Here is a 25,401-nt window from a genome sequence, read left to right on the forward strand (position 1 = left end):
ATTCGAGACTTCATGCAACGCCGACTCCCCACCGTCAGACCCACAGTGCAGGGTTCAGCACGGCTCCCGGCGACCGTCCCATCTTCGACCACGTCAGCGGACTGATCTGATGCGCAATCCCTATCGCGGCCTTCCCGATCACCAGTTCTGGCGCCGGTCCATCTCGCGCACTGAGCCGCATCGGCTGGACCCCGTCGTCATGACCCGGTTCCAGATCGACCCGAACTCCAAGGTCGCCACCGCCGGCAGCTGTTTCGCCCAGAACATCTCGCGCAAGCTTCGCCAGATCGGCTTCAACTACTATGTGCCCGAGGCCGGCGAGCATCTGGAACCCGAACAGCGCCTGCCGCACAACTACGGGGTCTTCTCCGCCCGGTTTGGCAACATCTACACCACAGCCCAGCTGCGGCAGCTGTTCGACGAGGCTTTCGGTCGTCGCACGCCAGCAGAGACCTACTGGAAGGACGCCAACGGCCGGTTCTTCGACGTCTTCCGTCAGCAGGTCGAGCCGAACGGCTTCGCGACGCTCAAGGAGCTTAAGGCCGATCGCGAGGCCCACCTCGCGGCCGTGCGCACCATGTTCGAGACCTCGGACGTCTTCATCTTCACCCTTGGCCTGACCGAGGCCTGGCGCTCGAAGGCCGACGGCTCGGTCTATTCCTCGGCACCGGGCGTCGTCGCCGGGGACTGCGATCCGGACAAGTACGAGTTCGTCAACTTCACCGTGCCCGAGGTCTGGGAGGAACTCGAAACCTTCCTGAAGGCGCTGAAAGAGGTCAATCCGGGCATCAAGGTGCTACTGACTGTGTCGCCCGTGCCGCTTATCGCGACCTTCGAGAACCGCAACGTTCTGGTCTCGACCACCTATTCCAAGTCGGTGCTGCGGGTCGTCGCAGAGATGGCCATCAAGGCGTTCGACTGGGTCGACTACTTCCCGTCGTTCGAGATCTTCAACGGCAGCTTCTCTGGTGGAATGTATTACGAGCCCGACCACCGCGAAGTGAACCACCTCGGCGTGGCCCACGCGATGCGGGTCTTCCTGTCCAACTACGTCGACGGTGCCTCCAAGGAGGTTGCGCCCAATCGTCCGCCGGCCGAACTGATCGCCCGCGCCAACAATCCCGGCGTGGTCTGCGACGAAGAGGCGATGGACGCCTACCGCTAGAGCCGTCTGTCAGGCGGCCGTATCGTCCGGCCGCTTCCGCCCGTCGAAGCCCAGGCGCTGAAAACTGACCCAGGCGTCCCTGACGGCCTGTCGCGGCCGATCGGCACCCAGCTGGGTCAGCTGGGCCGACCAGACGTCGCCCAGTTGCTGGACCGTCGATGTGATCCAGCCCGGCGGCTGCTGGCGCGACCAGTTCTGGATCGAGGCCGCGTTGAACACCAGCATCAGCAAGGTCGCAAAGGCGATGGCTCGGGTCGTCCATCGGCGGTCCCGTGCCGCCACCCCTTCGTCATCCGGTGGAGGGCCCGGCGGGAAGGCGAACCGGCCGAGCGCGACCAACGCGTTCCTGGGTGCCATCTCGTGGCCGACGGAAAGGTCATGGGCATCGGCACCCGCGTTCCAGTCCGAGGGTAGGTCCCCCCCGGCCCCTTGGGCCGGAGCCATCTCCTGCCCTCGCGGCGGAAACGGCGAGGCGGGTATCGCTGTGGGAAAGGGCCCGGGCTCTTCGGGATCGGTCGGGTCGGTCACGCGCGTCTCCCTGAGCTAGAACTGGAAATAGATGAAGGGTTGGACCCCGTCGGGGCGTACGGCCTCGACCAGCAACAGGCCCAAGCCGATCAGAACGCCGATGGTCAGGGACGGTGCCGGTGCCATCCGCTCGGCCAGCCCCTCGATCGCGCGGGGCGGCAACCAGTGCATGGCCAGCCCGCCGATGATCAGCGTCAGCAGGAACGGCGTCACCAGGGTCGCTGGCCCCATCCTGCCCAACCCCTCGAGCACCTCGAGCGCCATGCCGAAAGTCTCGGACCGGAACAGGATCCAGCCCAGGCAGACGATGTGGAAGGTGACGATGACGCCGACGACGGAGGGAACCACGCCGCGATTACCGAGCACCGCCCGGCCCAGCCGCTCGATCACCTGCACCCCGCCGTGCAGGGCACCCCAGGCGATGAAGGTCCAGGCGGCCCCGTGCCAAAGTCCGCCCAGCAGCATGGTGATCATCACATTGATGCAGGACGCCACCAGCCCACGCTTGCCGCCCCCCAGCGGCACATACAGATAGTCCCGCAGCCAGCTCGACAGGCTGATGTGCCAGCGCCGCCAGAACGCCTGCATCGACGCCGCCCGGTACGGCTGATCGAAATTCCTCGGAAACGAATAGCCCAGCAAGGCCGCGATCCCGATCGCCATGTCCGAATAGGCCGAGAAGTCGCAATAGATCTGGACCGCATAGCCATAGACGGCCGCCGCGATGTCCAGCGCCGAATGGGCCGCCGGATCGAAGAACACGGGATCGACCAGCCGCACCGACAGCTCCGACGCGATCACCGTCTTCTTGAACAGGCCCCAGACGATCAACAGCAGTCCGTGGACCGCCATCACCCGGGTCAGGCGCGGTACCCGGTCGAACTGCGGCAACAGGTCCGACGCCCGCACGATCGGCCCGGCCACCAGATGCGGGAAGAAGCTCATCAACAGCATGACGTCGAGCAGCGACTTCGCCGGCGGCGTTTTGCCGCGCTTCACATCGACGACGTAGCTGATGCCCTGGAAGGTGAAGAAGGAAATCCCCACCGGCAGCACGATCTGCAGCAGCGGCAGATCGCGCTCCCACCCGAACCGGGACAGCAGCTCCAGCGCCTGATCGACAAAGAAGCCGTAGTATTTGAACACCCCCAGGATCAGCAGGTTGGCCACGACACCGGCGGCGACCAGCCACCCGGCCCCGATCCTGGACCCGTCTTCCCCGACCGGCTTGCGCGCGATCAGGGCCGCGACACCCCAGTTGAGCACCGCCGAGCCGATCAGCAGCAGCACGAACCGCCAGTCCCACTGGGCGTAGAAGAACCAGCTGGCCAGCAGCAGGAACAGCTTCCGTCGGCCGTTCTCCCGGTCCAGCGACCACGCTGTGAAATAGACGAACAGGAAGAAGACGCCGAACGCCAGGGTCGGGAACAGCATCCTAGCGCCCGCCCGTCCGCGCTGGACCCTGGGCCTGTGGGTTGCGAGCGTACCAGGCGCGGCCCGCCGTCATCAGGTCATCGTACAGCAGCCCGCCCAGCCAGTCGGCACCCGCCTCGTTGAAATGGACGTGGTCCTCACGCATCAGCGGGTCGCCCCAGGCGCCTGCGCGGGTCAGCCGGTCGGCCGAGCAATCCCCCCCCATCCGTCCACGCCAGTCCCAGAAGGCGACGTTCATCCGCGCCGCCGTGCGGTACTGGACCTCGCGAACAGCCGACAGCATCGCCGGTTCGCGCCACCGCCCCTCGACGTCGCCGGAACACGTGCCGCCCCCCTCCCCCCGCATCGCCTCGGGTGCGCCCAGGATCAGGATGGCGGCGGCCGGAGCCTCCATCCGGAACCGCCGAATCTGCGCGGCCAGCAGGGCCTCATAGGTGCCGAGGTCGAGCGCGTCGTCGAACCCCTCATTGGTGCCGTAGGCGATGACGATCAGGTCGGGATAGGCGTCGGCGATCGGCAGTCTCTGGTCAGGAAGCAACGCCAGGGTCGCCCCCGACACGCCGACCGGTGTCCAGTCGATGGTCCGCGTCGGAAACCTCGCCCGCAACCGCCGCTCAACCGCCGCCGTGATCCAGCCAGCGGCCGTATGGCTGTCACCGAACTGGACGATCCGGACATGGCCGACCCAGCGACCGTCCAGACCGCGGAACAGCGGAGCCAGGGCATCCGCCTGGCACAGGCCCTGGGGGCAGGTTCGACTGACCGGCGACGGCAGGGGCGTCCACGCCCGTTCCTGGGCCGATACGGAGGACGCCGAGGCGAACGCCAGCGCCAGGGTCGCCAGGACACGTCCCAGCCTTGCGGTCACGCCCCTGCGGCCTCGAGCGAAGCGGCTGCCTGTTCGACCAAGCCCGCGTCCCGCCGGATTGCCGCCTCGACCGGCTCGGTGATCCTAAGATAGCCGGCCATCGACATATGGATCCCGTCGTTGGCCCGCATCAGCTGGCGCCGTCCGGTGTCCGTCGCCGCAAGATAGGCGTCGTAGTCGCCCTCGGCGTCCGAGGTCAGGGCCACGGTCGACAGATAGGGCACGTTCAGCGCGGCCATCCGCGCCGAGACCACCTCATTGATCAGGGCCATCTTGCCGTCGAACGACGCCCGCTTCATGCGCGGCAGCCCGACCCAATAAACCATCACGTCCCGGCTTCTCAGCAGCGCGACCAGGTCATCGACCCGTTTGGCGTAGGCCACCTTCCAGCCGGCAGACCCGAACTCGTGGATCTGGCCGTCGATGCTGATGCCCTGGGCGTCGTTGGTGCCGAACAGGATGACCGCGACATCGACCGGCGTCTCGGCGATCTGGCGCGCCGTCTTGTCCTGGATGTCGACATAGTCATAGCGGGACAGGCCGGTGGAGACCTCGCTGAACTTGGTCACCGTGACACCGGGCTGGCCGTTCAGCTCCCGGTACAGACCCGTCCACAGCCCGTCCGCCATCGAATCCCCGAACACACCGACCCGCAACGCCCGCCGCTGGGCCAGACGGTCCTTCAAAGGCGTCACGGTCGGAAGCGCAGGCCCGGCCGCGACCGGCGGCGACGCTGGCTCGACCACCGGAGCCGAGGCGTTGGCGCTGGACCCGAACAGCAGGGTCGGCCGGCGCAGCCACGCCCGACCGTCGGGCGTCAGCACCAGGCCGATCGCCACGCCGACCAGCAGCGCCGCCGTCAATGAGTTGATCCCTGCCCGCACGCCCCACACGTCCTGACTTGCCCCGACCTCTGTGTCTAACCCAGCAAGCCGACCCCGCCCACCGCCTGCGCCTCGCGAGCGAAGAAAAAGGTTAACCGTGGCGCGGGGAACAGTTCGACGATCGCCCGTTGTTTCCAGATTGGGAACGTGATATCGTCGCGATCGTGCATGTCATAGCCAAATCCGCGCTGGTCCGGTTCTGGACGGGTTTGCCGAAGGGCAGGGCTGCGGATGCGGCGAAGGCGGCATTGACGGAGTGGCACACGACGGTGTCAGACGCCGACTGGAACAGCTTCAGCGAAGTCAGGGCCACGTTCAACACCGCCGACTACGTCAAGGACGGCAAGGTGGTCGTTGATGTCGGAGGCAACAAGTACCGGGTGGTCGGCCTGATCGGATTCAAATCCAAACGGGTGTTCATCCTGTTCGTCGGAACTCACGCTGAGTACGACAAGATCGATGTTGCGAGGCTTTGAAGAGATGACCATGGATTTCAGCTCCGTTCGCACCCTGAGGGACGAGGTCGAGTACGAGGCCGCGCTGAAGGCCGTCCGCCCCTATTTCGACAACGAACCTGATCCCGGAAGCGAAGCCGCCGAGAATTTCGACGCCCTGACATTGTTGATCGAAGACTATGAGCGACGTCACTATCCGATTCCGCGCGCCGCACCGGTTGAGGTGCTGAAGTTCTTGATGGAGACGAACCACTACAGTCGCTCGGACCTGATCGATATCATCGGCTCCAAGGCGCGGGTATCCGACCTGCTGAACGGCCGTCGGGAAATCAATCTGGACCAGATTCGACGGATCAGCCGGGCATGGCACATTCCAGCGGGTGCCTTGATCGGCGATCTCGCCGCATGACCCTTGCCGACCCGTGGTGGCTGGACTATCCAGCCTGCCAAAGCATATTCATCAGAAAATGAAAAAAGGGAGCCGATGCGCAAGATCTTCACGGACGCGGCCGCCGCCCTCGAGGGCCTGACCTTCGACGGCATGACGGTGATGTCGGGCGGCTTTGGCCTGTGCGGCATCCCCGAAAACCTGATCGCGGGGCTGAAGGCCTCGGGCGTCAAGGATCTGACGGTCATCTCCAACAACGCGGGCGTGGACGGTTTCGGCCTTGGCCAGCTTCTCGAAACGCGCCAGATCGCCAAGATGATCTCGTCCTACGTCGGCGAGAACAAGGAGTTCGAACGCCAGTACCTGGCCGGCGAGCTCCAGCTCGAGTTCAACCCCCAGGGCACCCTGGCCGAGCGCATCCGCGCAGGCGGGGCCGGCATCCCGGCCTTCTTTACCGCCACCGGCGTCGGCACCCTGGTCGCCGAGGGCAAGGAAGTCCGCGAGTTCGACGGCCGTAAATATGTGATGGAAACCGGCCTCGTCGCCGACCTGTCGATCGTCAAGGCCTGGAAGGCCGATGCGGCGGGCAATCTGGTATTCCGCAAGACCGCCCGCAACTTCAACCCGATGATGGCCACGGCCGGCAAGGCCTGCGTCGTCGAGGTCGAACACATCGTTCCGACCGGCACCCTGGACCCCGACAATATCCACACGCCCGGCATCTATGTGGACCGCATCATCCTGGGCACTTTCGAGAAGCGCATCGAACAGCGAACCATCACCCAGAGGGAGCCCGCATAATGGCCCGCACCCGCGACCAACTCGCCGCCCGCGCCGCCCGCGAGCTTGAGGATGGCTTCTATGTGAACCTCGGCATCGGCATTCCGACCCTGGTGGCCAACTATATCCCGGCCGGGATCGAGGTGACTCTTCAATCCGAGAACGGGATGCTGGGCATGGGCCCCTTCCCCTATGACGAAGACGTCGACGCCGACCTCATCAACGCCGGCAAGCAGACGATCACCGAGATCCCCGAAAGCAGCTATTTCTCTTCGGCCGACAGCTTCGCCATGATCCGGGGCGGCCATATCAACCTGTCGATCCTCGGCGCCATGGAAGTCGCCGAGAACGGCGACATCGCCAACTGGATGATCCCCGGCAAGCTGGTGAAGGGCATGGGCGGGGCCATGGATCTGGTCGCGGGCGTCAAGCGCGTGGTCGTCGTCATGGAACACGCCAACAAGCACGGCCAGTCCAAGGTGCTGAAGTCTTGCACCCTGCCCCTGACCGGCACCGGCGTCGTCAGCCGCATCATCACCGACCTGGCGGTGTTCGACGTCAAGCCGGACGGCACGGGCCTTGAACTGATCGAACTGGCCGAGGGCGTCACCCTGGAAGAGGTCGCCGCCAAGACCGAGGCCACCTACTCGATCTCTCCGTTCCTGGCCGAGTAGACGCCGCGCCCGGCAACCCACAGGCGATCCCCCTTGTCGTCAGCGGCATGACCGGTCGATAGTCCGACGTGGGAAACGGGCATGGATCGGGGTCGAGGATGAGCGAGGGACGCGCCGATCGCACGCGGCCGGGCTTGCCTGCGCCGACGTCCGCGCGCCTGGCCGAGTTGGCGGAGGGCCTGCGTCCGCCGGCCGAACCCGAAAGCTTCGGCGAGGCGACCCGGCTGGCTGCCCTCGGGGTCTGCGACCGCATCCGCTCCGAAACCCGCGGCGGGGAACTGACCGAGGCCCTGGCCGTGCTGGCCCATCTGCGGGGCGGGATCGACCGGCTGGACCCCCGCGCCCTTGTGACCCGTCGCGGTCTGGGCGGACTGCTCGACAGCCGTAAACGCCGCCTCAAGGCCTTTCGCGCCCGGTTCGCCGAGGCGACGCGGACGCTGAGCGAATCCCTCGACGACCTTCAAATCCGCATCGGTGCGCTGGACCGGAGATCTCAGGTTCTGGATGGCCTGTGGGAGGCGATGCGGGCGTCGGCCCTGGATCTGGACGCCTGCGCGGCCCTGGCCCTGCATCCTTCGGGCTCTGCGCCTCTCGTCGAGCGGGGCCACCGGCTGGCGGATGCCCGCGACGCGGCTCTGCGGCTGCTGCCCTCGGTCCGCGTTATCCAGAACACGGACGCCCAGGCGCTGCATCGGTTGAAACTGGCCTGCGAAGCCTTGATCGAATGGAACGCCGACTGGACCCAGGCCCTGGGCATGCACGTCAGGAAACCGAAAAAAATTCGCCCCGATCAGGCCCGACTGGTGACCTCTCGCGAAACCGTCCTGGCCATGCTCGACACCGCTGTTCGCGAGGTCGAGACCGGACGGTCCCGGCGCATCGACGAGGGCGGCCGGATGGAACAGGCCCGGCGCGGGCTCTGAACCGTCAGTCGGTTTCGCTGGCGGTCCATTCCAGAAGCTGGGTGTTCAGGTCGCGCGTAGCGGTATCAAAGGCCGCCACGATCGACGAGACGCGGTTCTCCGTCGCCGGCTGGCGCACGGTGAAGACCCGTTCCGATGTCACCGAACGTTCCGGCAGGACTACCATCCGGGCGCGCGCCGAGATCACGACGGTCGGCACCGCCCCGGCATAATCGTACCGCGCCTCGAAGGTCGTGACGTCCAGGCTCAGCACCCGGGTCGAGGCCCCCACCTCGCGCCGTCCGATCAGGCGAACCTGATCGGGGCGCGAGGCGAACGTCGCCTCCAGCGCGTCGTTGAACAGCACCTCGGCCGGCGAGATCCAGCGCGCGCCGCCGATATAGGCAGCCTCGGTCCCGGTGACACCCAGGATGCGATCCCCCTTGGACGCCTCGGGGAAATCGATGCGGCGCAGGGCCACGGCCACCGTTCGCGCCGCCGCTGCGGAGTTGACCACCTCCGGCGCGTCGCCACCGAAGCGATAGGTCTGGACCGGATCGGGCGTGGACAACAGGGCGCAGCCGGACAGGGCCGCCGTGACGGCAAACGCGGAGGCCAGTTTCAGGGCTGTGCGGGTGAACAGTGCGCCGGTCATGGCTGGACCTCCAGTTCCTTGGATGCGGGGCGGCCGATGAAGTCGCGCGGGCTGGCCCGGACGTCGTCGATCAGATCCTGAAGCGAGCCGGTCGCCTCGTTCAGCTCCTCGATGGTCTGGGTCAGTTGGGGCAGGCCGGTGGTGGCGAAATCACCCAGCGGCCGTTCCAGCGAGCTCACCGAACGGTTGGCCGAGGCGATGGCCGCCTGGGCTTCTTCGGTCGCCTTGTTGATGTTCTCGATGGCCTGGCGACCGTCGGTGTTGATCAGACGGCGAGCGTCGGCACCCAGGGCCTGGTACTCGGCGACGGCTGCGTTGGCCTTGGTCAGGGCCTGTTCCAGCTGGTCGAACATGCCCTTGCGGGCATTCAGCTCGTTGGAGATCGTCTCGACATTGTTCAGCGTGGTCGAGAACGAACGGATATTGTCGTCGGACAGGACCCTGTTGATCCGGTTCAGCGCATCCACCGTCTGGGCCAGCACCGTGCCGGATCCGCTCAGCAGTTCGGCGATCGGCGACGGCTGGCTCTGGATCACCGGAATGACGTTTTCCGGGTACTGGGTTTTCAGCAGGGCGCTGCCCTCGGTGCCTGGCGTGATCTGGACGTAGTTCAAGCCGGTGATGCCCTGGGGCTCCAACTGGGCCCGCGAGGTCACCCGCACCGGCGTGGTGGCGTCCAGACGAATGCGCGCGATGACCTGATCGCCCTTCTTGGGATCCAGATTCAGGTCGGTCACCTCACCCACCCGGATACCGTTGAAGTGGACCTCGCCGCCTTCCGACAATCCATTGACGGGTCCCGAGAACACGATGTCGTAGACGTCGTAGTCGTCGTTGAACTGCAGCCGGGCCAGCCAGATCGTGAACACGATCAGGGCCGCGACCAGGGCGACGGTGGCGATGCCGACGGCGGCGTAGTGGGCGTCTCGTTCCATCTCGATCCTCAGGCGGCGGACTTGGTCGCCGCGCGTCCACGCGGCCCCAGGAAGTATTCCTTGATCCACGGATGGTCGGATTTCTCCAACTCCTGCACCGTGGCCTTTTCGACGACCCGCTTGTCAGCCAGCACCGCGACCTTGTCACAGATCGCATACAGACTATCGAGGTCGTGCGTAATCATGAAGACGGTCAGTCCCAGATCGTCCGACAGGTTGCGGATCAGGGCGTCGAACGCCGCCGCTCCGATCGGGTCCAGACCCGCCGTCGGCTCGTCGAGGAACAGCAGCTCGGGATCCAGCGCCAGGGCCCGTGCCAGGCCGACCCGCTTCTTCATCCCCCCCGACAGCTCGGCCGGTTTCTGATGGTGGCTTTCGGGCTTGAGACCGACCATGGCGATCTTCATCTCGGCCAGTTCGCGGATCGTGTCCTTGGACAGCCGGGTGTGCTCGACCAGGGGCGATGCGACGTTCTCCAGCACCGTCAAGGACGAGAACAGCGCCCCCTGCTGGAACAGGGTCCCGGTGCGTTGCTCGATGTCGGCCGATTGCTGGGCCGTCAGGTCGCCGGTGTCGTGGCCGAAGATGCGTATCGTGCCGCCCTCGGGCTGCTTCAGCCCGATGATGGAGTTCAGCAGCACGGTCTTGCCCGTGCCCGAACCGCCGACGACCCCCAGGACCTCGCCGCGCTTCACGTCCAGATCCAGGTCGCGGTGGATCACCTGTTCCCCGAACTGGCTCAGCAGACCGCGCACCTCGATCAGGTTGTCGCCGTCATAGCTGCCGATGGCCTCGCCCTTATCCGCGCTCACAGGTTCAGCTCCAGGAAGACCAGAGCGAACACGGCGTCCAGCAGGATGATGGCGAAGATCGCCTGCACCACCGCCGCTGTCACGCGCCTGCCCAGGCTTTCGACGTCGCCCGACACCGCCATTCCCTGGCGACAGCCGATGGCGGCGATGACGATGGCGAACACGGGGGCCTTGATCATCCCGACCATCAAATGGGTGCCCATGTTGGGGTCCTCGCTGATGCGCTGGATGAAGAAGGCCGGGCCGTAATCCAGCTGGCTCCACGTCACCAGCAGGCCGCCGAAGAAGCCCGACAGCATGGCCACAAAGGTCAACAGCGGCATCATCAGCACCATGGCCGCCAACCTGGGGATGACCAGGGCCTGGAACGGATTGACGCCCATCACCTGCATGGCGTCCACCTCCTGGTTCATCCGCATCGACCCGATCTCGGCGGCGAACGACGAAGCCGAGCGCCCGGCCAGCAGGATGGCGGTGATCAGCACGGCAAGTTCACGCAGCACCGCCACGGCCACCAGCTGCACGGTGAACACCCCGGCCCCGAACTGGGTCAGCAGATTGGCGCCCAGGAAGGCGATGACGGCACCGATGAAGAAGTTGGTCACGGCGACGATAGGCAGGGCATCCAGTCCCGACCGCTCGGCCTGGCTGAACCAGGCAGCCCAGCGGATATGGCCGGGACGGGCCAGCGCCGTGCCGGTCGAGGTGATCAACCGGCCGAGGAAGGCCATCGACAGAACGAACTCGGCACCGACGTCGGCGACGCCATGGCCAATCTTGGAGAAAGTCTGGGTAAAGGGATCGGGCTTGCGAGGCGGGGGCGCGGTCTCGCGCTCCAGCTTCTCGACCATGGCATAGACCCGGCCCGCTTCCGGCCGGTCGGCCCAGGCGTCCGCCGGAAACACGCAGTCCGAGGCCTGAACGATGACCAGGGCACCGGCCGTGTCGAACCGCCCCAGGCCACTGAGATCGACGCCGGAAATCTTGCGGCCCGACAGCTTGTCGCTGAGCGATTGCGCCGAACGGCCCATCCCCGCCGTGGTCCAGTCGCCGGTCAGCCGCAGCCGCGCGCTGCCGCCCTCGGCCTCCTCGATCTGGAAATCGGCTGTGCTCATCGCCATCCCTTAGCCGAGGCCGGCGCAAACGCCCATGGCTTGGCCGAACTTACGAACATGGCCCGATGGTTAAGGGCCCGCCGTGGCCACCGCAAGCCGTCACAGAGCGGCCCGCACGCGTTTCAGGTCGCTGACGAAGGCCGCCCGCTCGCGCGCCCGTGCGTCCTCATCCGGCAGACGAAGCAGATAGGAAGGATGGACGGTGATCATGGCCGTCGATCCGTCGTCCAATGGCATGGGTTGCCGCCTCGTCTGGGTCACGGCGATCTTGCGGTTCAGCACGGCAAGCGACGCCGTCGCGCCCAGCGCCAGCACCACCCGGGGCCGCACCAGCCGCCGTTCGTGATCCAGCCACCAGCGGCAGGCCGAGACCTCTGACGCCACCGGCGTCTTGTGCAACCTCCGCTTGCCCTGCGGTTCGTGTTTGAAATGCTTGACCGCATTGGTGACGAACACCTCACCGCGGTCGATGCCGGCTTCCTCCAGCGCCGCATTCAGCACCTGCCCTGCCGGCCCCACGAAGGGCCGACCCGCGAGATCCTCCTGGTCCCCTGGCTGTTCGCCGACGATCATCAGCTTCGCCCTCGACGGTCCCTCGCCGCACACCCCTTGGGTCGCGTCGCGATACAGGGGGCAACGGCGACAGGCCTGAACCCCGTGACGCAGCTCTTCCAGACTGGACGGCACGAACCCCTCCTCAAACGATCCGTCGCGATTGGATTTCGCGATAGCCTTGGCGAGGCGGGCGTTCGGCTCGGACGGCGCTGTCGCGACCATCGCATCGGTGCGCGTCGCCGAGGCCGCGATCAGCTCGGGGATCAGCTTCGCCTCGGGCAGGTTCTTCCAGTACCGCTTGGGCATCTCGCCCTGCATGGTTCTGGTCTTCAGCCGCGCCGGATTGAAGGTCGAGGCATAGTAGGTCTGCCAGAAGGCCTCGATCTCGTCTTCCTGCGGTGCATCCGCAGCGCTGGCCGGCGGGCCGAATTTGAGGCCCTCGTCGTCTACCGTCATCCCCGCGCCAGGCGGGGACCAGAAGCATGATCCGTCGGGCGTCAGGATCGACCACCGCATCGTCGTGAACCGGTTGACGAAGAAAGGCGCGGTCTTCTCCAGCACCCGATGCGCCGGTTCGAACCAGGCGACCCAGGCCTCGCCCACCTCGTCCTTGACCTCCCGAAACCGGACGAAGGCCTTCATCTTGTGCGACGCCCGACTGACGTTCTTGGCCCGCTCCATGGCGTCGGCGACATCGACGTCGGAGACGATCTTCATCAGATCGGGCTCGTCGCGCAGCCGCCACAGCAGACGGTACATCAGGTCGAACCGATCGCCCGACCGGTGCAGGATCACCGCTTTCGCGACATCGACGAAGGCCTTGGGGACGGTGAATCCACTTTCTTTCCGCTTATCGGGACCTTCTTCGGGATGAGCCGATGGAGGCACATCGAACAACCCGCCCTGCCCCGCAGCCCCCGCGACCTCGAACCGCGCCTCGGCCGGCCTCACCCCCGCCAGCCGGAACGCCCGCGCCGCCGTGCGCCACCCGTCGAAATCCGTCTCGTGCTCAAGCGTCGCGACCCGCATCAGAACAGAGTGAGCTGAACCGGCTCCGGTTCCCTGACCAGCCGCGCGCGCAGATCCGCCGCATCCGTCAGCCCGCCCGGCGACCAGTCCAGCGCCGTGATCCACGGCCGCACCTTGTCGATCCCCCGGCACAGCCGCGCCACGTCTTCGAGCCGCAGTGTTCGATAGCGCCGCACACGGATCATCCGGTCGATCGACTTCACCCCCAAACCGGGTACCCGCAAAAGGCTTTCCCGATCGGCGGTATTCACATCGACCGGAAACGCCGCCCGGCTGTTCAACGCCCAGGCCAGCTTGGGATCGACGGCAAGATCCAGCATCCCGCCCGTCGTCGCCCCCGCAATCTCGGGTGCCGAAAACCCATAGAACCGCATCAGCCAGTCCGCCTGATACAGCCGGTGCTCGCGCATCAGCGGTGGCTTTGCCAACGGCAGGGTCGAGCTGGAATCCGGGATGGGCGAAAAGGCCGAATAGTAGACCCGGCGCAGCCCATAGCCTCCGTACAGCGACGCACTTCGATCCAGGATCTCGCTGTCGGGCGCCCCGTCCGCCCCCACGATCAACTGCGTGCTCTGGCCACCGGGTGCGAATTTCGGCGGCTTGATCCGATCGCGCTTGCCGGGCCTCGCGGCCTCGACGCCGAGCCGAACCTGGCTCATCGCCTTCTTGATCACGCCCATGCTCTTCTGCGGGGCCAGCCGGTTCAGAGCCTCCTCGCGCGGCAGTTCGATATTGGCAGACAGCCGGTCCGCATACAGCCCCGCCGCCTCGACCAGCCGGGGATCGGCCTCTGGGATCAGCTTCAGATGGATATAGCCGCGAAAGTCGTGATCGACGCGCAGCTTCCTCGCCACCTCGACCAGCTGCTCCATCGTGTAATCGCCGGACCGGATGATCCCCGACGACAGGAACAGCCCCTCGATATAGTTCCGCTTGTAGAAGTTCAGCGTCAGCTCGACGACCTCATCGACCGTGAACCGGGCCCGCTGCACGTTCGACGACACCCGGTTGATGCAGTAGGCGCAGTCGTAGATGCAGAAATTGGTCAGCAGGATCTTGAGCAGGCTCACGCACCGCCCGTCCGGCGTGTAGGCGTGACAGATGCCCATCCCCTCGGTGGAACCGATCCCCTTGCCGCCGACCGAGTTACGCTTCGAGGTTCCGGACGACGAACAGGATGCGTCGTATTTGGCGGCATCCGCCAGAACGGCCAGCTTCTGTCGCAGATCGAGTTGAGCCATGTTCGCTATATGTTCCCGAAACACGTTCGGGTCCAGCGTGGCCGTTCGGGATTTTTCGCTTTTATCGCAGGTAGTTGAGCAGCGACGACTCGCCCAGCTTGCTCAGCACCTGGGCCGACGCCTGCACCGCCACCTGTGACAGTTGCAGGTCGGTCAGGGCCCGCGCCAGATCGGCGTCTGTCTTGGACGCCACCATGGCATCCAGAGTTTCCACCTGACCCTGATGACTGGCGTTGGTGGTCTCGACCTGTTTGGCCAGTGAGCCGTTGCGGGCGATCACCTCGATCGTGTCGGTGCTGGCGGCGTCCAGACGGCTCAACTGGGCCGTCAGGAAGTCCTTCTGCGCCTCCGTCGGCTTGCCGGTCAGCGGGCCCGTGGCCGGATCGTCGTTATAGGCCTGGATGTCGCGGAAGATCTGGAAGATGGCGGTGCCGATGTCCTCGGCCAGATAGCCGGTCTGGATCGACCGCCCTTCGCCCAACCGCGACACCGGCGTCAGGCTGTCGTTGTCGAAGGTCGAAGCCACGTCGGGGGCCGCCGCCAGCTGGGCCATGGTCGAGACATTGACTGGGGCTTGACCGGTGTTGCCGCCACCGAACAGATAGACACCCTGGTGTTCGGCGTTCAGCCCGTTCTGGATCGACTGGAACTGCCCGCGCAGCTCCAGCATCAGCACATCGGCCGACTCCGAGGCCAGCACACTGCCGATCGCCGACCGGGCGGTCCCGATACTGTCGTTGATCTGGTTCAGCGCCTGGTCCTGGGTCGCCAGCTTGGCGGCGACGGCTTCGCCGGTATCGAGGAAGGACTGCACCCGGCTGGTCGCGGCCTTCAGTGTGGTCAGGTTCTCTGCCCCGCGACCGAAACCGGCCATGTCGGTGGCGTTCTTCTGGGTCGACAGGCGGGTCTGGGCGTCCGTCTGCTGGGCCTGGGCGTTCATCAGGTTCAGCAGGGCCGACTGATAGTTGCCGGGGGTCGATACGCGATTCATCACACCATCCCCAGAAGGACGTCATACATGTCCTTGGCCGACTGGATCAGCCGGGCCGAGGCGTTGAAGGCCTGTTGATAGGTCGTCATCTTGACCAGTTCCTCGTCCAGGTTGACGCCCTCGTAGGCCGACTGACGGGCCGCCGCCTCGGTCTGGATGGCCTGCGAGCTTTCGGCCCGGGTCTTGGATGCTGCGGCACGCGCGCCGATGTCGCCGGACAGGTCTGCGGAATATCGCGCGATCGACTGGGTCCCGCCCACCGACCCGCCCGCCGCCTGGAAGTTCGCCGATCTCCGGCCCGCGTCGGCCAGACCCAGGGCCCCTCGCCCGTCCCCCGCGCTCAAGGCCGTCGCACCCGCTGCGGCAGTCAGGTTCAACTGGGCCAGGGCCAGCTTGCCGGGATTGTTGCGGATGTCGGTCCTCAGGGCGAACCCGTCGGCCCGCGACGACCGGACCCCGGCCCCGACGCCGAGCAACTCGGTCAGCGAAACACCGGAGGGGGTCTGTGTCGTGGTGTCCTCGGCGACCGAAACCACGGCCGGCGGCGATCCCGAGGCCTGGAACGTCACCGCGCCCGTCGTCCCGTCGAGGACAAACGCGCCATAGCGGCCGACCCCGGTCACCGGACTGTTCAGCGCCGTCAGAAGTTCCGACATCGTGCCGGTGCCCGCCGGCACGGCGACCGTCAGGTCGCGCAGCCGCCCTCCACCTTCTTCGGCGAAGCGGAAGGTGACGGTCTCGCCCGCCGTGAACCCGTGCTGCGACGTCCCCGTCAGGCCCACGTCGTACAGGGCCATCCGATCGGTCGTGACCAGATCGTTGAGCCCGAAATAGTGCGAGAACCCGCGCCCGGCCTTGCTGGAGGGTGAGGTCGCGTCGTCGGCGATGGCCACGCCGTTGGTCCCGGTCGCACTCAGGCTCAGCACCCCGTTCGCGAACGACGCCGTCGCCGCCCCGCCGAGCTGGGCGTTCAGGGTCGTCAGAAAGTTCGCCGGCGTCGTTCCGACCCCGTTCACCGTCATCGACGCCCCGGAGAAGACGATGTCGGCCCGCGCCTGGATCACGCCGGATGTGTTGGTCACTGCGATCGTGGTCTGGCCGGTGAACCCGGTCAGGGCCGTCTCCAGTGTCTGGCCGACATTGCGTCCGGTCAGGGTGGTCGGCGCGGGCACGCTGGCGTTGGCATTGTGGGCGCGGTTCAGCTCATCGGCGACCCGGGTGACCAGTTCGGCCAGCCGCTCCGCCGTCGCCGGTGCCTCGATGTCCCGCAGTTCCAGCAGGCCCTTGATCTCGCCGCTCTTCAGCCCGTCGGTGAACGACCGCTTCTGGCCGCCCGGCTCGGTGACCCAGACGTCCTCGAAGGTGCTCTCGGCGTTGACCGCGCCGGCGCTGCGATACTCCAGCGTCGCCGCCCCCTGCCCGGCCAGCAACAGGCCCGCAGAGCTCCGGATCGACACTCCGCCATTGGTGCGCGGAGACACCTTGACGTCCATCAGCTCGGACAGCTGGCTGATCAGGGACGCCTGCTGGGTTTCCGCGCCGGAGGCGTCGCCGTTGATTACGGTGGCCCGCGCGATGTCGACGTTCAGGGTCTCGATATGCTGCAACAGGCCGTTGGCCTTCTCGACCGCCGTCTGGATCCGGCCGTCTGCATCCTCACGCACCGACTGGATCTGGCTCGAGATACGTGTGGCCTCGTCGAAAAGGGCCTCGACCTTGAACAAAGCCTCCTGACGCAGCGGCGAGGAGCCGGCGCTTTCGGCCATGGTCGCAAACGCCGCGAACGCCCCGTCGACCTGCGAGAAGAAGCCGCTGTTGCCACCCGGATCGCCGAACAGGGTCTGGATACGGTCGTACAGCTCATAGCGCACGCCCTGGCGGTTGGAGTCGGCGCTGGCGTTCAGGCTGGCGGATTGCAGGAACCGGTCGGTGGCCAGACGAACCCGCGCGACCTCCACGCCGGACCCCACGCCCTCGGTGGTCAGCGAGACCTGCTCGGCGATCTTGCGGACATAGCCGGGCGTATTGACGTTGGCGACGTTGTCCGAAACCACGCGCAACTGGGTCTGTGCGGCGGACAGCCCCGAGTTGGCGATGTTCATGATGGAACTCAGCGACATGGGATCGCCTCCACCATGGCCACGTCGGCGCCCGGCAAGCCCTTCCGACCGCGCGGCGCTTCTTGCCCGGCGACGGTGTGTTCAATGACCGCCAGGGCCTTGAATTCCTTGAATATGGCTAATCGCGCCTGTTGCATGAGACGACAGGTGCGCAAGCGGCGGGCCAGATGCACCCGGCACCGCGTCGCCGGGCAAAAAACGCGAAGACGCGGCAAGAATCGCCACGACGACGGATCAACCATCCACGGCACCATCCTGATTTCACAAACAAATACAACAGCCAACGAACTGGCCCGCCGCTTGCGAGGCCGGACGGTGAACACCCAGGCGCAGCAGGCGCCGCCCCGCATCCAGCCGAAACAGCCTGCCGCCTCATGTCCCCCGCCACCCTCCTCGCCATGCCGACCGCTATCGTCGCCCCCAGCGGCGACACGGGCTCGATCGCGCCTGCCGACGACGGTGCCTTCGCTGGACTGGTCGCCGTCGAGACTGCGGCTGCGGACACGGTTCCGCCTGCCGCTACGGCGACGACCTCGGCCGAGCCCGTCACGCCCGTGGCCGCCCCCAATCAGGTCCACGCCCTGATCTCCGCCGCCCTCGCCTTCGCCCTCCAGCCCCGGCCGACCGGCGGCGGCGCTACCGTCGAGAGCACCGGTACAGAGGAAACGGATGCGAACGCTCTGGTCGCTGCAACCGAGAGCGAGGATCAACCGCCGACCGATCCTGAAACGACCATCGGCGCATCCGACCTGTCCTCCGAGATCCAGGCCGACGACACCGACCAGCCCGCGTCGCCCCAGCCGGCCGTCACGCCCCTTCCGGAACCCGTCGCCGTGTCCGTCAAGTCTGCGGCGTCGGATGAAGCCGCCGATAGGCTCACCCAGACCGTCGCGCCTTCGCCGATCGACACCACGCCCGACCAGGCGAGCCCTGCCCCTGCCGAACAAGGGGACACTGACGACGCGCTGCTTGAGGCCCCCGCCGCGCCGACTGACGCCTCCACCGACGCGTCCGCTGCGAGCCCGACCGCGACCGCCGCCCAGGCCGTCGCCAAGGCCCTCGCCGCCCTGAACGTCTCGCCCACCCAGACCCTCCAGACGCTCGCGCCCGAACAGCTGTCGCCCCCGGTCGCCGGGCGTGCCCTGACCAGGAGTGACCACACCCCGACCGCGTCCGAGCCGACAGTCGCGGGCAAGGACGCTCTTCCGGCCGAAACGCCTCTGAGCAAGACCGGCCCGACCGAGACAGGGTCGTCCGAGACCTCGCCCTCCCAGATGTCGGAAGGCGCGGCTTCGAAGACGTCGCCGCTCGCAGGCAAGGCCACATCCGATGTCACCCCGGCTGCCGCCAAACCCGCCGACGGCCCCATTCAGACGCTCGCGCCGTCCATCGAAACCATCGAGACCGCCACGCCCCCTGCCGCCACCCTGGCCCAGCCTTCTTCGGCGCCCGCCTCGACCGCGGTGACCGCCCAGGCCTCTACCCTGTCGCAGTTGTCCCAGGCCACGATCGACACCACGGCCCAGATCGCCGCCCAGATCTCGAAGACCCTCGCCGGCCGCTCCACCCGGTTCGAGATGGGCCTGACACCCGAAGGCCTCGGCCGCGTCGATGTCAGCCTCGAGATTGACGCCTCGGGACAACTCGCCGCCCGCCTCGCCTTCGACAACCCGCTCGCCGCCACCGAACTGCGCGGCCGGGTCGATGATCTGCGGCGCGAGCTTCAGGACGCCGGCTTCACCATCGCCCGTGACGGCCTGGAGTTCGCCGAGCGCCAGTCCTCATCAGGTGGCGGCTTCGACCGTCGCCAGGGCCGCGCCTTCGCCTCGGCCTCCCGCATCGCCGCCGATGCCGACCTCGCCACGCCCGCCCCTGCCGCCTGGACGTCCCTGTCGCTGACGCCGCGCGGCGTCGATCTGAAAGTCTGACCATGGTCGCGTCCGTTACCGACACCACCACAGCCACCGCCAAGACGGACGCAGCGCGCACGTCCCTGGCGACCAACTTCGACACCTTCCTGACCCTGCTGACCGCCCAGCTGAAGAACCAGGACCCGCTGTCGCCGATGGACTCATCGCAGTTCACCGAACAGCTGACCCAGATGACGGGGGTGCAGCAACAGCTCCTGACCAATGACCTGCTGACCAGCCTGTTGGCCGCCCAGAGCGGCTCAGGCCTCGGTCAGGGCTCGAACTACATCGGCAAGGATGTCACCGCCGTCTGGGCCGCCGACAAGCTGACCGACGGCAAGGCCAGCTGGAGCTACGAGCTCGGCGCCGACGCCACCGCCGCCAAGCTGGAAGTCCTCGACGGGACCGGCAAGGTCGTCTGGACTGGTCAGGCCTCGGAGCTGAAGGAAGGCGTCCACGACTTCACCTGGGAGGGCAAGACCACCGCCGGCGGCCAGCTGTCGGACGGCGGCGTCTACACGCTGAAGGTCACCGCCAACAACGGCACCAACACCATCTCCAGCCAGGTCCTGACCCGTGGCCAGGTCACCGGCGTCGAGATGTACGACGGCCAGGCCTACCTCAATGTCGGCAACTCCATCGTGCCGATGAGCGCCGTCATCTCGCTGCAACAGCACACGGCGGAGGCTGAACCCAGCGCCGCCGCCAAGGCCCTGAGCGCGGTCTCCTCCGCCGCCTCCTACCTGAACCCCCTCAATCTGATCTCGTAAGGACCCCACGCCATGAGCATCAACAGCGCCCTCCTCGCCGGTGTGTCCGGCCTGACCGCCAACTCCGCCGCCCTGGCCGCGATCTCGCAGAACATCGCGAACGTGAACACCGTGGGCTACAAGCGCACGGCCTCGGAATTCTCGACCGTCGTCAACTCCCAGTCGCGCGGCACCGGCTATTCAGCCGGCGGCGTCCTGTCCAACACCCGCAACTTCATCACCCAGGCCGGTCAGCTCCAGCGCACGACCGAGTCCACCGATCTGGGCATCTCCGGCCAGGGCTTCTTCGTCACCACCGAGCGCGCCGAGGGCATCGACGCCGGTGACGCGCGCCTGTTCACCCGCGCCGGTGCCTTCCGGGTCGACAACTTCGGCTATCTGAAGAACACCGCCGGCCTCTATCTGCAGGGCTGGCCGGTCGATTCCGAAGGCGTCATCCTCACCGACCCCTCGGACCTCGGCAAGCTGAAGGCGATCAACGTCGGCTCCGTCGGCGGCACGGCCGAGGCCACGACCCGGGCCCAGTTGAACGCCAACCTGAAGTCGAGCCAGACTGTATCGGCCGAGGCCACGGCCGCCGCCGCCTTCGCTGCCGACCCCGCTGACCCCGCCGCGGCCGGTCGCTATGACCCGACCACCAACTCCATGGCACAATACGATCCCGAGACCGGCGCGGGCGTGAAGCCCGACTTCGAACTCACGGTGCCCGTGTCCGACTCCAAGGGCGGCCAGCGCACAATTGCCATCTCCTTCCTGAAGAGCGCGACGCCGAACCAGTGGTACGCCGAGGTTCGCGCCGTGCCGGCCGGCGACGTGATCACCGGCACCCCCCTGACGGATGGCCAGCTCAAGACCGGCCTGATTGCCTTTACCCAGGACGGCCGACTGGATGTCGACGCCATGACCGCCCTCGGCGCGGCCGCCCTGTTCCCCGACGTCACCACCGCCTCCCTGACCTTCGGTGCCTCGAACAACGCCGCACCCGGCGCAGGCGAGGTCAAATGGGCGGATGGCCTCGGGATCGACGACCAGATCGTGACCTTCGACCTCAACGCCTCTGCCGGCGGTCTCAGCCAGTACGACTCGGACTCGGTCGTCCAGGCCGTGATCACCAACGGCACCGCCTTCGGCAACCTGTCCAACATCGAGATCGACGAGAGCGGCTTCGTCACCGCCATCTTCGACAACGGCGTAACCCGCAAGATCGCCCAGGTCGCCCTGGCCACCTTCCCCAGCCCCGACAGCCTGACCGCCGCCAATGCCAACGCCTTCCGCGTCAGCCAGGGCTCGGGCACCTACAACCTCAAGGCCCCCGGCACTGGCGGCGCTGGCCTGGTCGGTGCGTCACAGCTCGAGGCCTCGACGGTCGATCTGTCGGCCGAGTTCACCGGCCTGATCACCACCCAGCGGGCCTATTCGGCCTCTTCCAAGATCATCACCACGGCCGACGAGATGCTGGCCGAACTGATCAGCATCAAACGCTGATCTCTGGGTAAGTAATCGTTAGTCTCAATGAATCGTCGCTTTAATACTGTCGTTCGACGTCATTTCGAGGGTCTGGATTTTATCCTTTCCTTCACCACGACGCTTAAACGGCCTTTAGGTGCGAATGGGTACATTGACCGTCACGAATGTGGTGGTGAATGAGGCAAAAGCCCATGTTGCAAGAGCGACGCCTGAACGGAAAAGGCGAACAATACGTGGTTGGACCGACCGGCACCCCGCTGACTCTGCGGGACCTTCCCCCACCCAATACCGACCGATGGGTCATCCGCCGCAAGGCCGAGGTGGTCGCCGCCGTGCGTGGCGGTCTCCTCAGCCTTGAGGACGCCTTGAGCCAGTACCGGCTGACGGCCGAGGAGTTCATCGCCTGGCAGAAGGCGATCGACAAATGGGGCATGCAGGGCCTGCGCACCACGCGCATCCAGAGCTACCGCTCCTAACGCTTCTCCCCCAAGACGACGGCATACGGCCGCGCCCCGCAAAGGGCGCGGCCGTTGTCGTTTGAGAGCTTTCGGCATATCCTCGCCGCATGGCCAACCTGACCGTCACCCTGCCTGATCCAATGATCGAGTATATCGACGGCCTCGTGCGACCGGACGGATTCCAGGACCGGAACGCGGTCTTTGAAGCCCTGATCACGGACTGGCAGGAGCGGTTGGACGCGCTCAATGCCGAGATCAAGGTCGGGCTCGACGAATTTGAACGCGGCGAGTTCATTCGAGTCGATGACCTTGAGGCCTGGGGCGAAACGCTCGGCCTAGACGATTGATGAGCCGGACAGTCGATGTCGCGCCGCAAGCAAGGCGAGATATCATCGACATTGCCAGGATCAGCAGAACGACCTTTGGCGACGAGGCTGCGGTTCGTTACCGTAACCTCGTCATCGCCGGGATCGCCAGCCTGGCAGAGGAACCGGCTAAGCGAGCCGCCAAAACTCACGAAGACGTTCTCGGCGGAGCATGGACATATCATCTGCGTTTTCTACGCCAATTACCCCCTCGAGTTCGGCGGCCGCGGCACCTGATCGTCTACACATATGACGACGAGTTTCTGCGGGTCATACGCGTCCTCCATGACGCCATGGATCTGCCTCACCAGGCCACAAAGCCCTGACGCTCGAAATCGCGCGGCTTTGCGCCTATATGGCCGCGATGACCCCCGCCGCCGACATTCTGGCCGAGCCCCTCTGCCCCCTGCCCGAGATCGCCGTCCCCGACATGGATGCGGCGGTCGAGGCCGCGCGCGCGGCGGTCGGCCTGCCGGTCGGCAGCCGCATCGTGGCGGCCATGTCGGGAGGGGTGGACTCCACCGTGGTCGCGGCCCTGCTGCACCGGGCCGGCTACGATGTCGTCGGCGTGACACTGCAGCTCTATGACCACGGCGCGGCGCTGAAGAAGAAGGGGGCCTGTTGCGCGGGCCAGGACATCCACGACGCCCGTCTGGCGGCCGAGATCCTGGGCATTCCTCACTACGTCCTCGACTACGAGAGCCGGTTCCGCGACGCCGTGATCGATCAGTTCGCCGACGCCTATCTGGCCGGCCGCACCCCCGTGCCCTGCATCCGCTGCAACCAGACGGTCAAGTTCCGCGACCTGCTGGACGTCGCCCGCGATCTGGGTGCCGCCGCCATGGCGACGGGTCACTATGTCGGTCGCGCCGTCACCGCCGACGGCCGGGTCCAGATGAGGAAGGCCATCGACCCGTCGCGCGACCAGTCCTATTTCCTGTTCGCTACCACCCGTGACCAGCTCGACTATCTGCGCTTCCCCCTGGCCGGTCTTGAAAAGCCTGCCGTCCGCGGCGTCGCCTCCGCACTGGGGTTGCGCATTGCGGCCAAGCCCGACAGCCAGGACATCTGTTTCGTCCCCAACGGCGACTACCGCACCCTGATCGACCGACTGCGTCCGCAGGGACGCGAGGCGGGCGAGATCGTCCACATGGACGGCCGCGTCCTGGGCAGCCACGCGGGCATCACCGACTATACGATCGGCCAGCGCCGGGGCCTGAACGTCGCGGTGGGCGAGCCCCTGTTCGTCACCCGGCTGGATCCCGAGCATCGCCGCGTCGTCGTCGGTCCGCGCGAGGCCCTGCTGACCGCCGCCCTGACCCTGGACGAAACCAACTGGCTGGGCGACGAAGTCTCGATCGAGGCCGCCGCTGCTGCCGCCGCTCCCGTTCTGGCCCGCGTCCGCTCGACCCGTCCGCCTTCGCCCGCCCGCCTGACCCTGACCGCCGGTGTCGTCGGCGTCGCCTTCGACACGGGTGAGGAAGGCGTCGCGCCCGGACAGGCCTGCGCCCTCTATGATCCGGCCGACCCCGACCGCCTGCTGGGCGGCGGTTTCATCGCGACCACCACGTCAGTCGCCTGATGTTCGCACGTCAGTCGGCGTTGCGATCAATACTCAATGCCCAGGCGTCAATTGCAGCGAACACTGCAACTCATTCTCGTCTCGACTGATAAAAACTCGCAAGACCCCGCGGCCCGATTTCCTGTGCTAGAGGATGCCATCCAGCGGAATCGCCTCCTCGATCCCGCCGAACCGAGACGAAGGACCACGGCCATGAAGGGCGATCCCGCGATCATCCGCCTGCTCAACACGGTGCTCACCAATGAGCTGACGGCCGTGAACCAGTATTTCCTGCACGCCCGCATGTTCGAGAGCTGGGGCCTGAAACACCTCGGCAACATCATCTACGAAGAGTCGATCGGCGAGATGAAGCACGCCGACATGCTGATCAAGCGCGTGCTGTTCCTCGATGGCCTGCCGAACATGCAGGACCTGCACAAGCTGGCGATCGGCGAGAACGCCATCGAATGCCTGAACGCCGACCTGCGCCTCGAGATCGGCGGACGCGAGACCCTGATCCCCGGGATCGCCCAGTGCGAGGCCGCCGGCGACTACATCAGCCGTCAGATCCTGACCGCCATCCTGGCCGACACCGAGGAACATATCGACTTCCTCGAGACCCAGAACATCCTGATCGCCCAGCTGGGCGAGCAGAACTATCTGCAGTCCGCCATGACCGAAATCAGCCCCGACAAGTCCGCCACCGGCAACTGAGCGGAACCGCAGCGGCCCAGGGTCATTAGCGTCTCGGGCAGGCTGGGAGCGAGACCATGACCGACATCGACGACGTTTTCGACGACCTCAGCGACCGGGCCACCGACCTGCTGAACGCCGAGGGTCGCAGCGCGGGCCACGTCGTCGGCGGGATCATCGTCACAGTCGGGTTCGCCCTCCTGGCCACGGCCCTCGCTGCGCGCACCCCGACCCAGCCTCGCACCGACCGGCAGCTCCGCCATCGCTCGGCCCCGGTGCTGGAGCGGCCACGCGGGGCCTTCAGTCTGGTGCTGCCTGCCGTCTTCTCGGCGACGACCCTTTCGGCCGTTCGGGTCTGGAACGCGCCGACCAGCCCGAACCGGTCCCTGGCCATGGGTCTGTGGTTCGCCGCCCAGACGGTGAACGCCGTCTGGCTAGGCCTGCGCCCCGCGTCCCGCCTGGGTCAGGTCGCCGCCGCCGTATCCTCGGCCGGCCTCGCCGCCGCCTTCGCGTTCGAAGCCCGCAGGCTGGACGACAGCGCCGGTAAGCTGGCTGCCCCCACCGGTGCCGGCGTCCGTTTCGCCAACTTCATCGGCCGCAAGACCGAGCACCGCACCGGCACCACCCTCCACTGACGGTCCGGCGG

General features: G+C 66.6%; 27 protein-coding genes. 14 read left to right on the plus strand and 13 right to left on the minus strand.

Features of this window, described 5'->3' with window-relative positions; all coding sequences use genetic code 11:
* Window positions 1–109: 109 nt before the first annotated feature.
* On the plus strand, window positions 110–1,165 hold the full coding sequence (locus O5K39_RS16280) for a GSCFA domain-containing protein (RefSeq protein WP_271144646.1): 1,056 nt from the start codon (window positions 110–112) through the stop codon (window positions 1,163–1,165).
* A gap of 9 nt (window positions 1,166–1,174) precedes the next feature.
* On the opposite strand, the gene O5K39_RS16285 is transcribed toward O5K39_RS16280, so the two are convergent.
* The 4 genes from O5K39_RS16285 to O5K39_RS16300 are packed head-to-tail and all read right to left on the minus strand — an operon-like array spanning window position 1,175 to window position 4,879.
* Window positions 1,175–1,693, minus strand: coding sequence for a hypothetical protein (locus O5K39_RS16285; protein ID WP_271144647.1), 519 nt, complete (start codon window positions 1,691–1,693; stop codon window positions 1,175–1,177).
* Between the two features lie 15 nt (window positions 1,694–1,708).
* Window positions 1,709–3,127 (minus strand): MBOAT family protein, encoded by a 1,419-nt coding sequence (locus O5K39_RS16290; protein WP_271144648.1) that lies wholly within the window; start codon window positions 3,125–3,127, stop codon window positions 1,709–1,711.
* A gap of 1 nt (window position 3,128) precedes the next feature.
* Window positions 3,129–3,995 carry a GDSL-type esterase/lipase family protein gene (locus O5K39_RS16295; protein WP_271144649.1) on the minus strand — a complete coding sequence of 289 codons (867 nt, stop codon included), beginning with the start codon at window positions 3,993–3,995 and terminating at the stop codon, window positions 3,129–3,131.
* Complete coding sequence (locus O5K39_RS16300) at window positions 3,992–4,879, minus strand: DUF459 domain-containing protein (protein WP_271144650.1); 888 nt, start codon at window positions 4,877–4,879, stop codon at window positions 3,992–3,994. The genes O5K39_RS16295 and O5K39_RS16300 overlap by 4 nt, the downstream gene beginning before the upstream one ends.
* A 128-nt stretch (window positions 4,880–5,007) precedes the next feature.
* Between O5K39_RS16300 and O5K39_RS16305 the strand changes: the two genes are divergently transcribed.
* The 5 genes from O5K39_RS16305 to O5K39_RS16325 all read left to right on the plus strand — a co-directional run bounded on the left by O5K39_RS16305 (window position 5,008) and on the right by O5K39_RS16325 (window position 8,099).
* Window positions 5,008–5,355: a type II toxin-antitoxin system HigB family toxin gene (locus O5K39_RS16305; RefSeq protein ID WP_271144651.1), complete on the plus strand. Its 348-nt coding sequence runs from the start codon at window positions 5,008–5,010 to the stop codon at window positions 5,353–5,355.
* Between the two features lie 10 nt (window positions 5,356–5,365).
* On the plus strand, window positions 5,366–5,743 hold the full coding sequence (locus O5K39_RS16310) for a transcriptional regulator (protein WP_271144652.1): 378 nt from the start codon (window positions 5,366–5,368) through the stop codon (window positions 5,741–5,743).
* A 75-nt stretch (window positions 5,744–5,818) separates the two neighbouring features.
* Window positions 5,819–6,523 carry a CoA transferase subunit A gene (locus O5K39_RS16315; protein ID WP_271144653.1) on the plus strand — a complete coding sequence of 235 codons (705 nt, stop codon included), beginning with the start codon at window positions 5,819–5,821 and terminating at the stop codon, window positions 6,521–6,523.
* Complete coding sequence (locus tag O5K39_RS16320) at window positions 6,523–7,176, plus strand: 3-oxoacid CoA-transferase subunit B (RefSeq protein ID WP_271144654.1); 654 nt, start codon at window positions 6,523–6,525, stop codon at window positions 7,174–7,176. The genes O5K39_RS16315 and O5K39_RS16320 overlap by 1 nt, the downstream gene beginning before the upstream one ends.
* Window positions 7,177–7,274: 98 nt before the next feature.
* A complete protein-coding gene (locus tag O5K39_RS16325) occupies window positions 7,275–8,099 on the plus strand; it encodes a hypothetical protein (RefSeq protein WP_271144655.1) in 825 nt (274 codons plus the stop codon).
* Between the two features lie 4 nt (window positions 8,100–8,103).
* On the opposite strand, the gene O5K39_RS16330 is transcribed toward O5K39_RS16325, so the two are convergent.
* The 9 genes from O5K39_RS16330 to O5K39_RS16370 all read right to left on the minus strand — a co-directional run bounded on the left by O5K39_RS16330 (window position 8,104) and on the right by O5K39_RS16370 (window position 17,815).
* Window positions 8,104–8,733: an ABC-type transport auxiliary lipoprotein family protein gene (locus O5K39_RS16330; RefSeq protein WP_271144656.1), complete on the minus strand. Its 630-nt coding sequence runs from the start codon at window positions 8,731–8,733 to the stop codon at window positions 8,104–8,106.
* Window positions 8,730–9,668 carry an MlaD family protein gene (locus O5K39_RS16335; RefSeq protein ID WP_271144657.1) on the minus strand — a complete coding sequence of 313 codons (939 nt, stop codon included), beginning with the start codon at window positions 9,666–9,668 and terminating at the stop codon, window positions 8,730–8,732. The genes O5K39_RS16330 and O5K39_RS16335 overlap by 4 nt, the downstream gene beginning before the upstream one ends.
* An 8-nt stretch (window positions 9,669–9,676) precedes the next feature.
* Window positions 9,677–10,480 carry an ABC transporter ATP-binding protein gene (locus O5K39_RS16340; RefSeq protein WP_271144658.1) on the minus strand — a complete coding sequence of 268 codons (804 nt, stop codon included), beginning with the start codon at window positions 10,478–10,480 and terminating at the stop codon, window positions 9,677–9,679.
* Entirely contained in the window at window positions 10,477–11,595 is a 1,119-nt protein-coding gene (locus tag O5K39_RS16345) for an ABC transporter permease (protein WP_271144659.1), read from the minus strand. Before O5K39_RS16345 ends, O5K39_RS16340 begins: the two co-directional genes overlap by 4 nt.
* 99 nt (window positions 11,596–11,694) lie before the next feature.
* Window positions 11,695–13,179, minus strand: a complete 1,485-nt coding sequence (locus tag O5K39_RS16350) for a UdgX family uracil-DNA binding protein (RefSeq protein ID WP_271144660.1) — start codon at window positions 13,177–13,179, stop codon at window positions 11,695–11,697.
* A complete protein-coding gene (locus O5K39_RS16355; protein ID WP_271144661.1) occupies window positions 13,179–14,420 on the minus strand; it encodes a putative DNA modification/repair radical SAM protein in 1,242 nt (413 codons plus the stop codon). The genes O5K39_RS16350 and O5K39_RS16355 overlap by 1 nt, the downstream gene beginning before the upstream one ends.
* 61 nt (window positions 14,421–14,481) lie before the next feature.
* Entirely contained in the window at window positions 14,482–15,411 is a 930-nt protein-coding gene (locus O5K39_RS16360) for a flagellin (RefSeq protein ID WP_271144662.1), read from the minus strand.
* On the minus strand, window positions 15,411–17,531 hold the full coding sequence (flgK, locus tag O5K39_RS16365; RefSeq protein WP_271144663.1) for a flagellar hook-associated protein FlgK: 2,121 nt from the start codon (window positions 17,529–17,531) through the stop codon (window positions 15,411–15,413). Before flgK ends, O5K39_RS16360 begins: the two co-directional genes overlap by 1 nt.
* Window positions 17,522–17,815 carry a hypothetical protein gene (locus O5K39_RS16370; protein WP_271144664.1) on the minus strand — a complete coding sequence of 98 codons (294 nt, stop codon included), beginning with the start codon at window positions 17,813–17,815 and terminating at the stop codon, window positions 17,522–17,524. Before O5K39_RS16370 ends, flgK begins: the two co-directional genes overlap by 10 nt.
* A 90-nt stretch (window positions 17,816–17,905) precedes the next feature.
* Here O5K39_RS16370 and O5K39_RS16375 point away from each other — a divergent pair, with 90 nt between their 5' ends.
* The 8 genes from O5K39_RS16375 to O5K39_RS16410 all read left to right on the plus strand — a co-directional run bounded on the left by O5K39_RS16375 (window position 17,906) and on the right by O5K39_RS16410 (window position 25,390).
* Window positions 17,906–19,459 (plus strand): flagellar hook-length control protein FliK, encoded by a 1,554-nt coding sequence (locus O5K39_RS16375; protein WP_271144665.1) that lies wholly within the window; start codon window positions 17,906–17,908, stop codon window positions 19,457–19,459.
* A gap of 2 nt (window positions 19,460–19,461) precedes the next feature.
* Window positions 19,462–20,211 carry a flagellar hook assembly protein FlgD gene (locus O5K39_RS16380; protein WP_271144666.1) on the plus strand — a complete coding sequence of 250 codons (750 nt, stop codon included), beginning with the start codon at window positions 19,462–19,464 and terminating at the stop codon, window positions 20,209–20,211.
* A gap of 12 nt (window positions 20,212–20,223) precedes the next feature.
* A complete protein-coding gene (flgE, locus tag O5K39_RS16385) occupies window positions 20,224–21,696 on the plus strand; it encodes a flagellar hook protein FlgE (RefSeq protein ID WP_271144667.1) in 1,473 nt (490 codons plus the stop codon).
* A gap of 173 nt (window positions 21,697–21,869) precedes the next feature.
* Window positions 21,870–22,154 (plus strand): DUF1153 domain-containing protein, encoded by a 285-nt coding sequence (locus O5K39_RS16390; RefSeq protein WP_271144668.1) that lies wholly within the window; start codon window positions 21,870–21,872, stop codon window positions 22,152–22,154.
* Window positions 22,155–22,243: 89 nt separating this feature from the next.
* The gene (locus tag O5K39_RS16395) at window positions 22,244–22,483 is read left to right on the plus strand and encodes a hypothetical protein (protein WP_271144669.1); all 240 of its coding nucleotides are present in this window, start codon (window positions 22,244–22,246) and stop codon (window positions 22,481–22,483) included.
* Between the two features lie 373 nt (window positions 22,484–22,856).
* Window positions 22,857–24,083, plus strand: a complete 1,227-nt coding sequence (gene mnmA / locus O5K39_RS16400; RefSeq protein ID WP_271144670.1) for a tRNA 2-thiouridine(34) synthase MnmA — start codon at window positions 22,857–22,859, stop codon at window positions 24,081–24,083.
* 192 nt (window positions 24,084–24,275) lie between these two features.
* On the plus strand, window positions 24,276–24,776 hold the full coding sequence (gene bfr / locus O5K39_RS16405; RefSeq protein ID WP_271144671.1) for a bacterioferritin: 501 nt from the start codon (window positions 24,276–24,278) through the stop codon (window positions 24,774–24,776).
* A gap of 56 nt (window positions 24,777–24,832) precedes the next feature.
* On the plus strand, window positions 24,833–25,390 hold the full coding sequence (locus tag O5K39_RS16410; RefSeq protein ID WP_271144672.1) for a tryptophan-rich sensory protein: 558 nt from the start codon (window positions 24,833–24,835) through the stop codon (window positions 25,388–25,390).
* Window positions 25,391–25,401: the final 11 nt, after the last annotated feature.

Origin of the sequence: Brevundimonas sp. NIBR10 (genome assembly GCF_027912515.1) — a bacterium.
Classification (GTDB): Bacteria; Pseudomonadota; Alphaproteobacteria; order Caulobacterales; family Caulobacteraceae; genus Brevundimonas.

Excerpts from the sequence above, each read along its gene's own strand:
- O5K39_RS16375 (WP_271144665.1), top strand. The coding sequence starts at position 17,906 with ATGTCCCCCGCCACCCTCCTCGCCATGCCGACCGCTATCGTCGCCCCC.
- flgE (WP_271144667.1), top strand. The coding sequence starts at position 20,224 with ATGAGCATCAACAGCGCCCTCCTCGCCGGTGTGTCCGGCCTGACCGCC.
- O5K39_RS16380 (WP_271144666.1), top strand. The coding sequence starts at position 19,462 with ATGGTCGCGTCCGTTACCGACACCACCACAGCCACCGCCAAGACGGAC.
- O5K39_RS16390 (WP_271144668.1), top strand. The coding sequence starts at position 21,870 with ATGTTGCAAGAGCGACGCCTGAACGGAAAAGGCGAACAATACGTGGTT.
- O5K39_RS16280 (WP_271144646.1), top strand. The coding sequence starts at position 110 with ATGCGCAATCCCTATCGCGGCCTTCCCGATCACCAGTTCTGGCGCCGG.
- O5K39_RS16350 (WP_271144660.1), bottom strand. The coding sequence starts at position 13,179 with ATGCGGGTCGCGACGCTTGAGCACGAGACGGATTTCGACGGGTGGCGC.
- O5K39_RS16355 (WP_271144661.1), bottom strand. The coding sequence starts at position 14,420 with ATGGCTCAACTCGATCTGCGACAGAAGCTGGCCGTTCTGGCGGATGCC.
- flgK (WP_271144663.1), bottom strand. The coding sequence starts at position 17,531 with ATGTCGCTGAGTTCCATCATGAACATCGCCAACTCGGGGCTGTCCGCC.
- bfr (WP_271144671.1), top strand. The coding sequence starts at position 24,276 with ATGAAGGGCGATCCCGCGATCATCCGCCTGCTCAACACGGTGCTCACC.
- O5K39_RS16360 (WP_271144662.1), bottom strand. The coding sequence starts at position 15,411 with ATGAATCGCGTATCGACCCCCGGCAACTATCAGTCGGCCCTGCTGAAC.
- O5K39_RS16410 (WP_271144672.1), top strand. The coding sequence starts at position 24,833 with ATGACCGACATCGACGACGTTTTCGACGACCTCAGCGACCGGGCCACC.
- O5K39_RS16325 (WP_271144655.1), top strand. The coding sequence starts at position 7,275 with ATGAGCGAGGGACGCGCCGATCGCACGCGGCCGGGCTTGCCTGCGCCG.
- O5K39_RS16320 (WP_271144654.1), top strand. The coding sequence starts at position 6,523 with ATGGCCCGCACCCGCGACCAACTCGCCGCCCGCGCCGCCCGCGAGCTT.
- mnmA (WP_271144670.1), top strand. The coding sequence starts at position 22,857 with ATGGCCGCGATGACCCCCGCCGCCGACATTCTGGCCGAGCCCCTCTGC.
- O5K39_RS16345 (WP_271144659.1), bottom strand. The coding sequence starts at position 11,595 with ATGAGCACAGCCGATTTCCAGATCGAGGAGGCCGAGGGCGGCAGCGCG.
- O5K39_RS16335 (WP_271144657.1), bottom strand. The coding sequence starts at position 9,668 with ATGGAACGAGACGCCCACTACGCCGCCGTCGGCATCGCCACCGTCGCC.
- O5K39_RS16315 (WP_271144653.1), top strand. The coding sequence starts at position 5,819 with ATGCGCAAGATCTTCACGGACGCGGCCGCCGCCCTCGAGGGCCTGACC.
- O5K39_RS16290 (WP_271144648.1), bottom strand. The coding sequence starts at position 3,127 with ATGCTGTTCCCGACCCTGGCGTTCGGCGTCTTCTTCCTGTTCGTCTAT.
- O5K39_RS16330 (WP_271144656.1), bottom strand. The coding sequence starts at position 8,733 with ATGACCGGCGCACTGTTCACCCGCACAGCCCTGAAACTGGCCTCCGCG.
- O5K39_RS16395 (WP_271144669.1), top strand. The coding sequence starts at position 22,244 with ATGGCCAACCTGACCGTCACCCTGCCTGATCCAATGATCGAGTATATC.
- O5K39_RS16310 (WP_271144652.1), top strand. The coding sequence starts at position 5,366 with ATGGATTTCAGCTCCGTTCGCACCCTGAGGGACGAGGTCGAGTACGAG.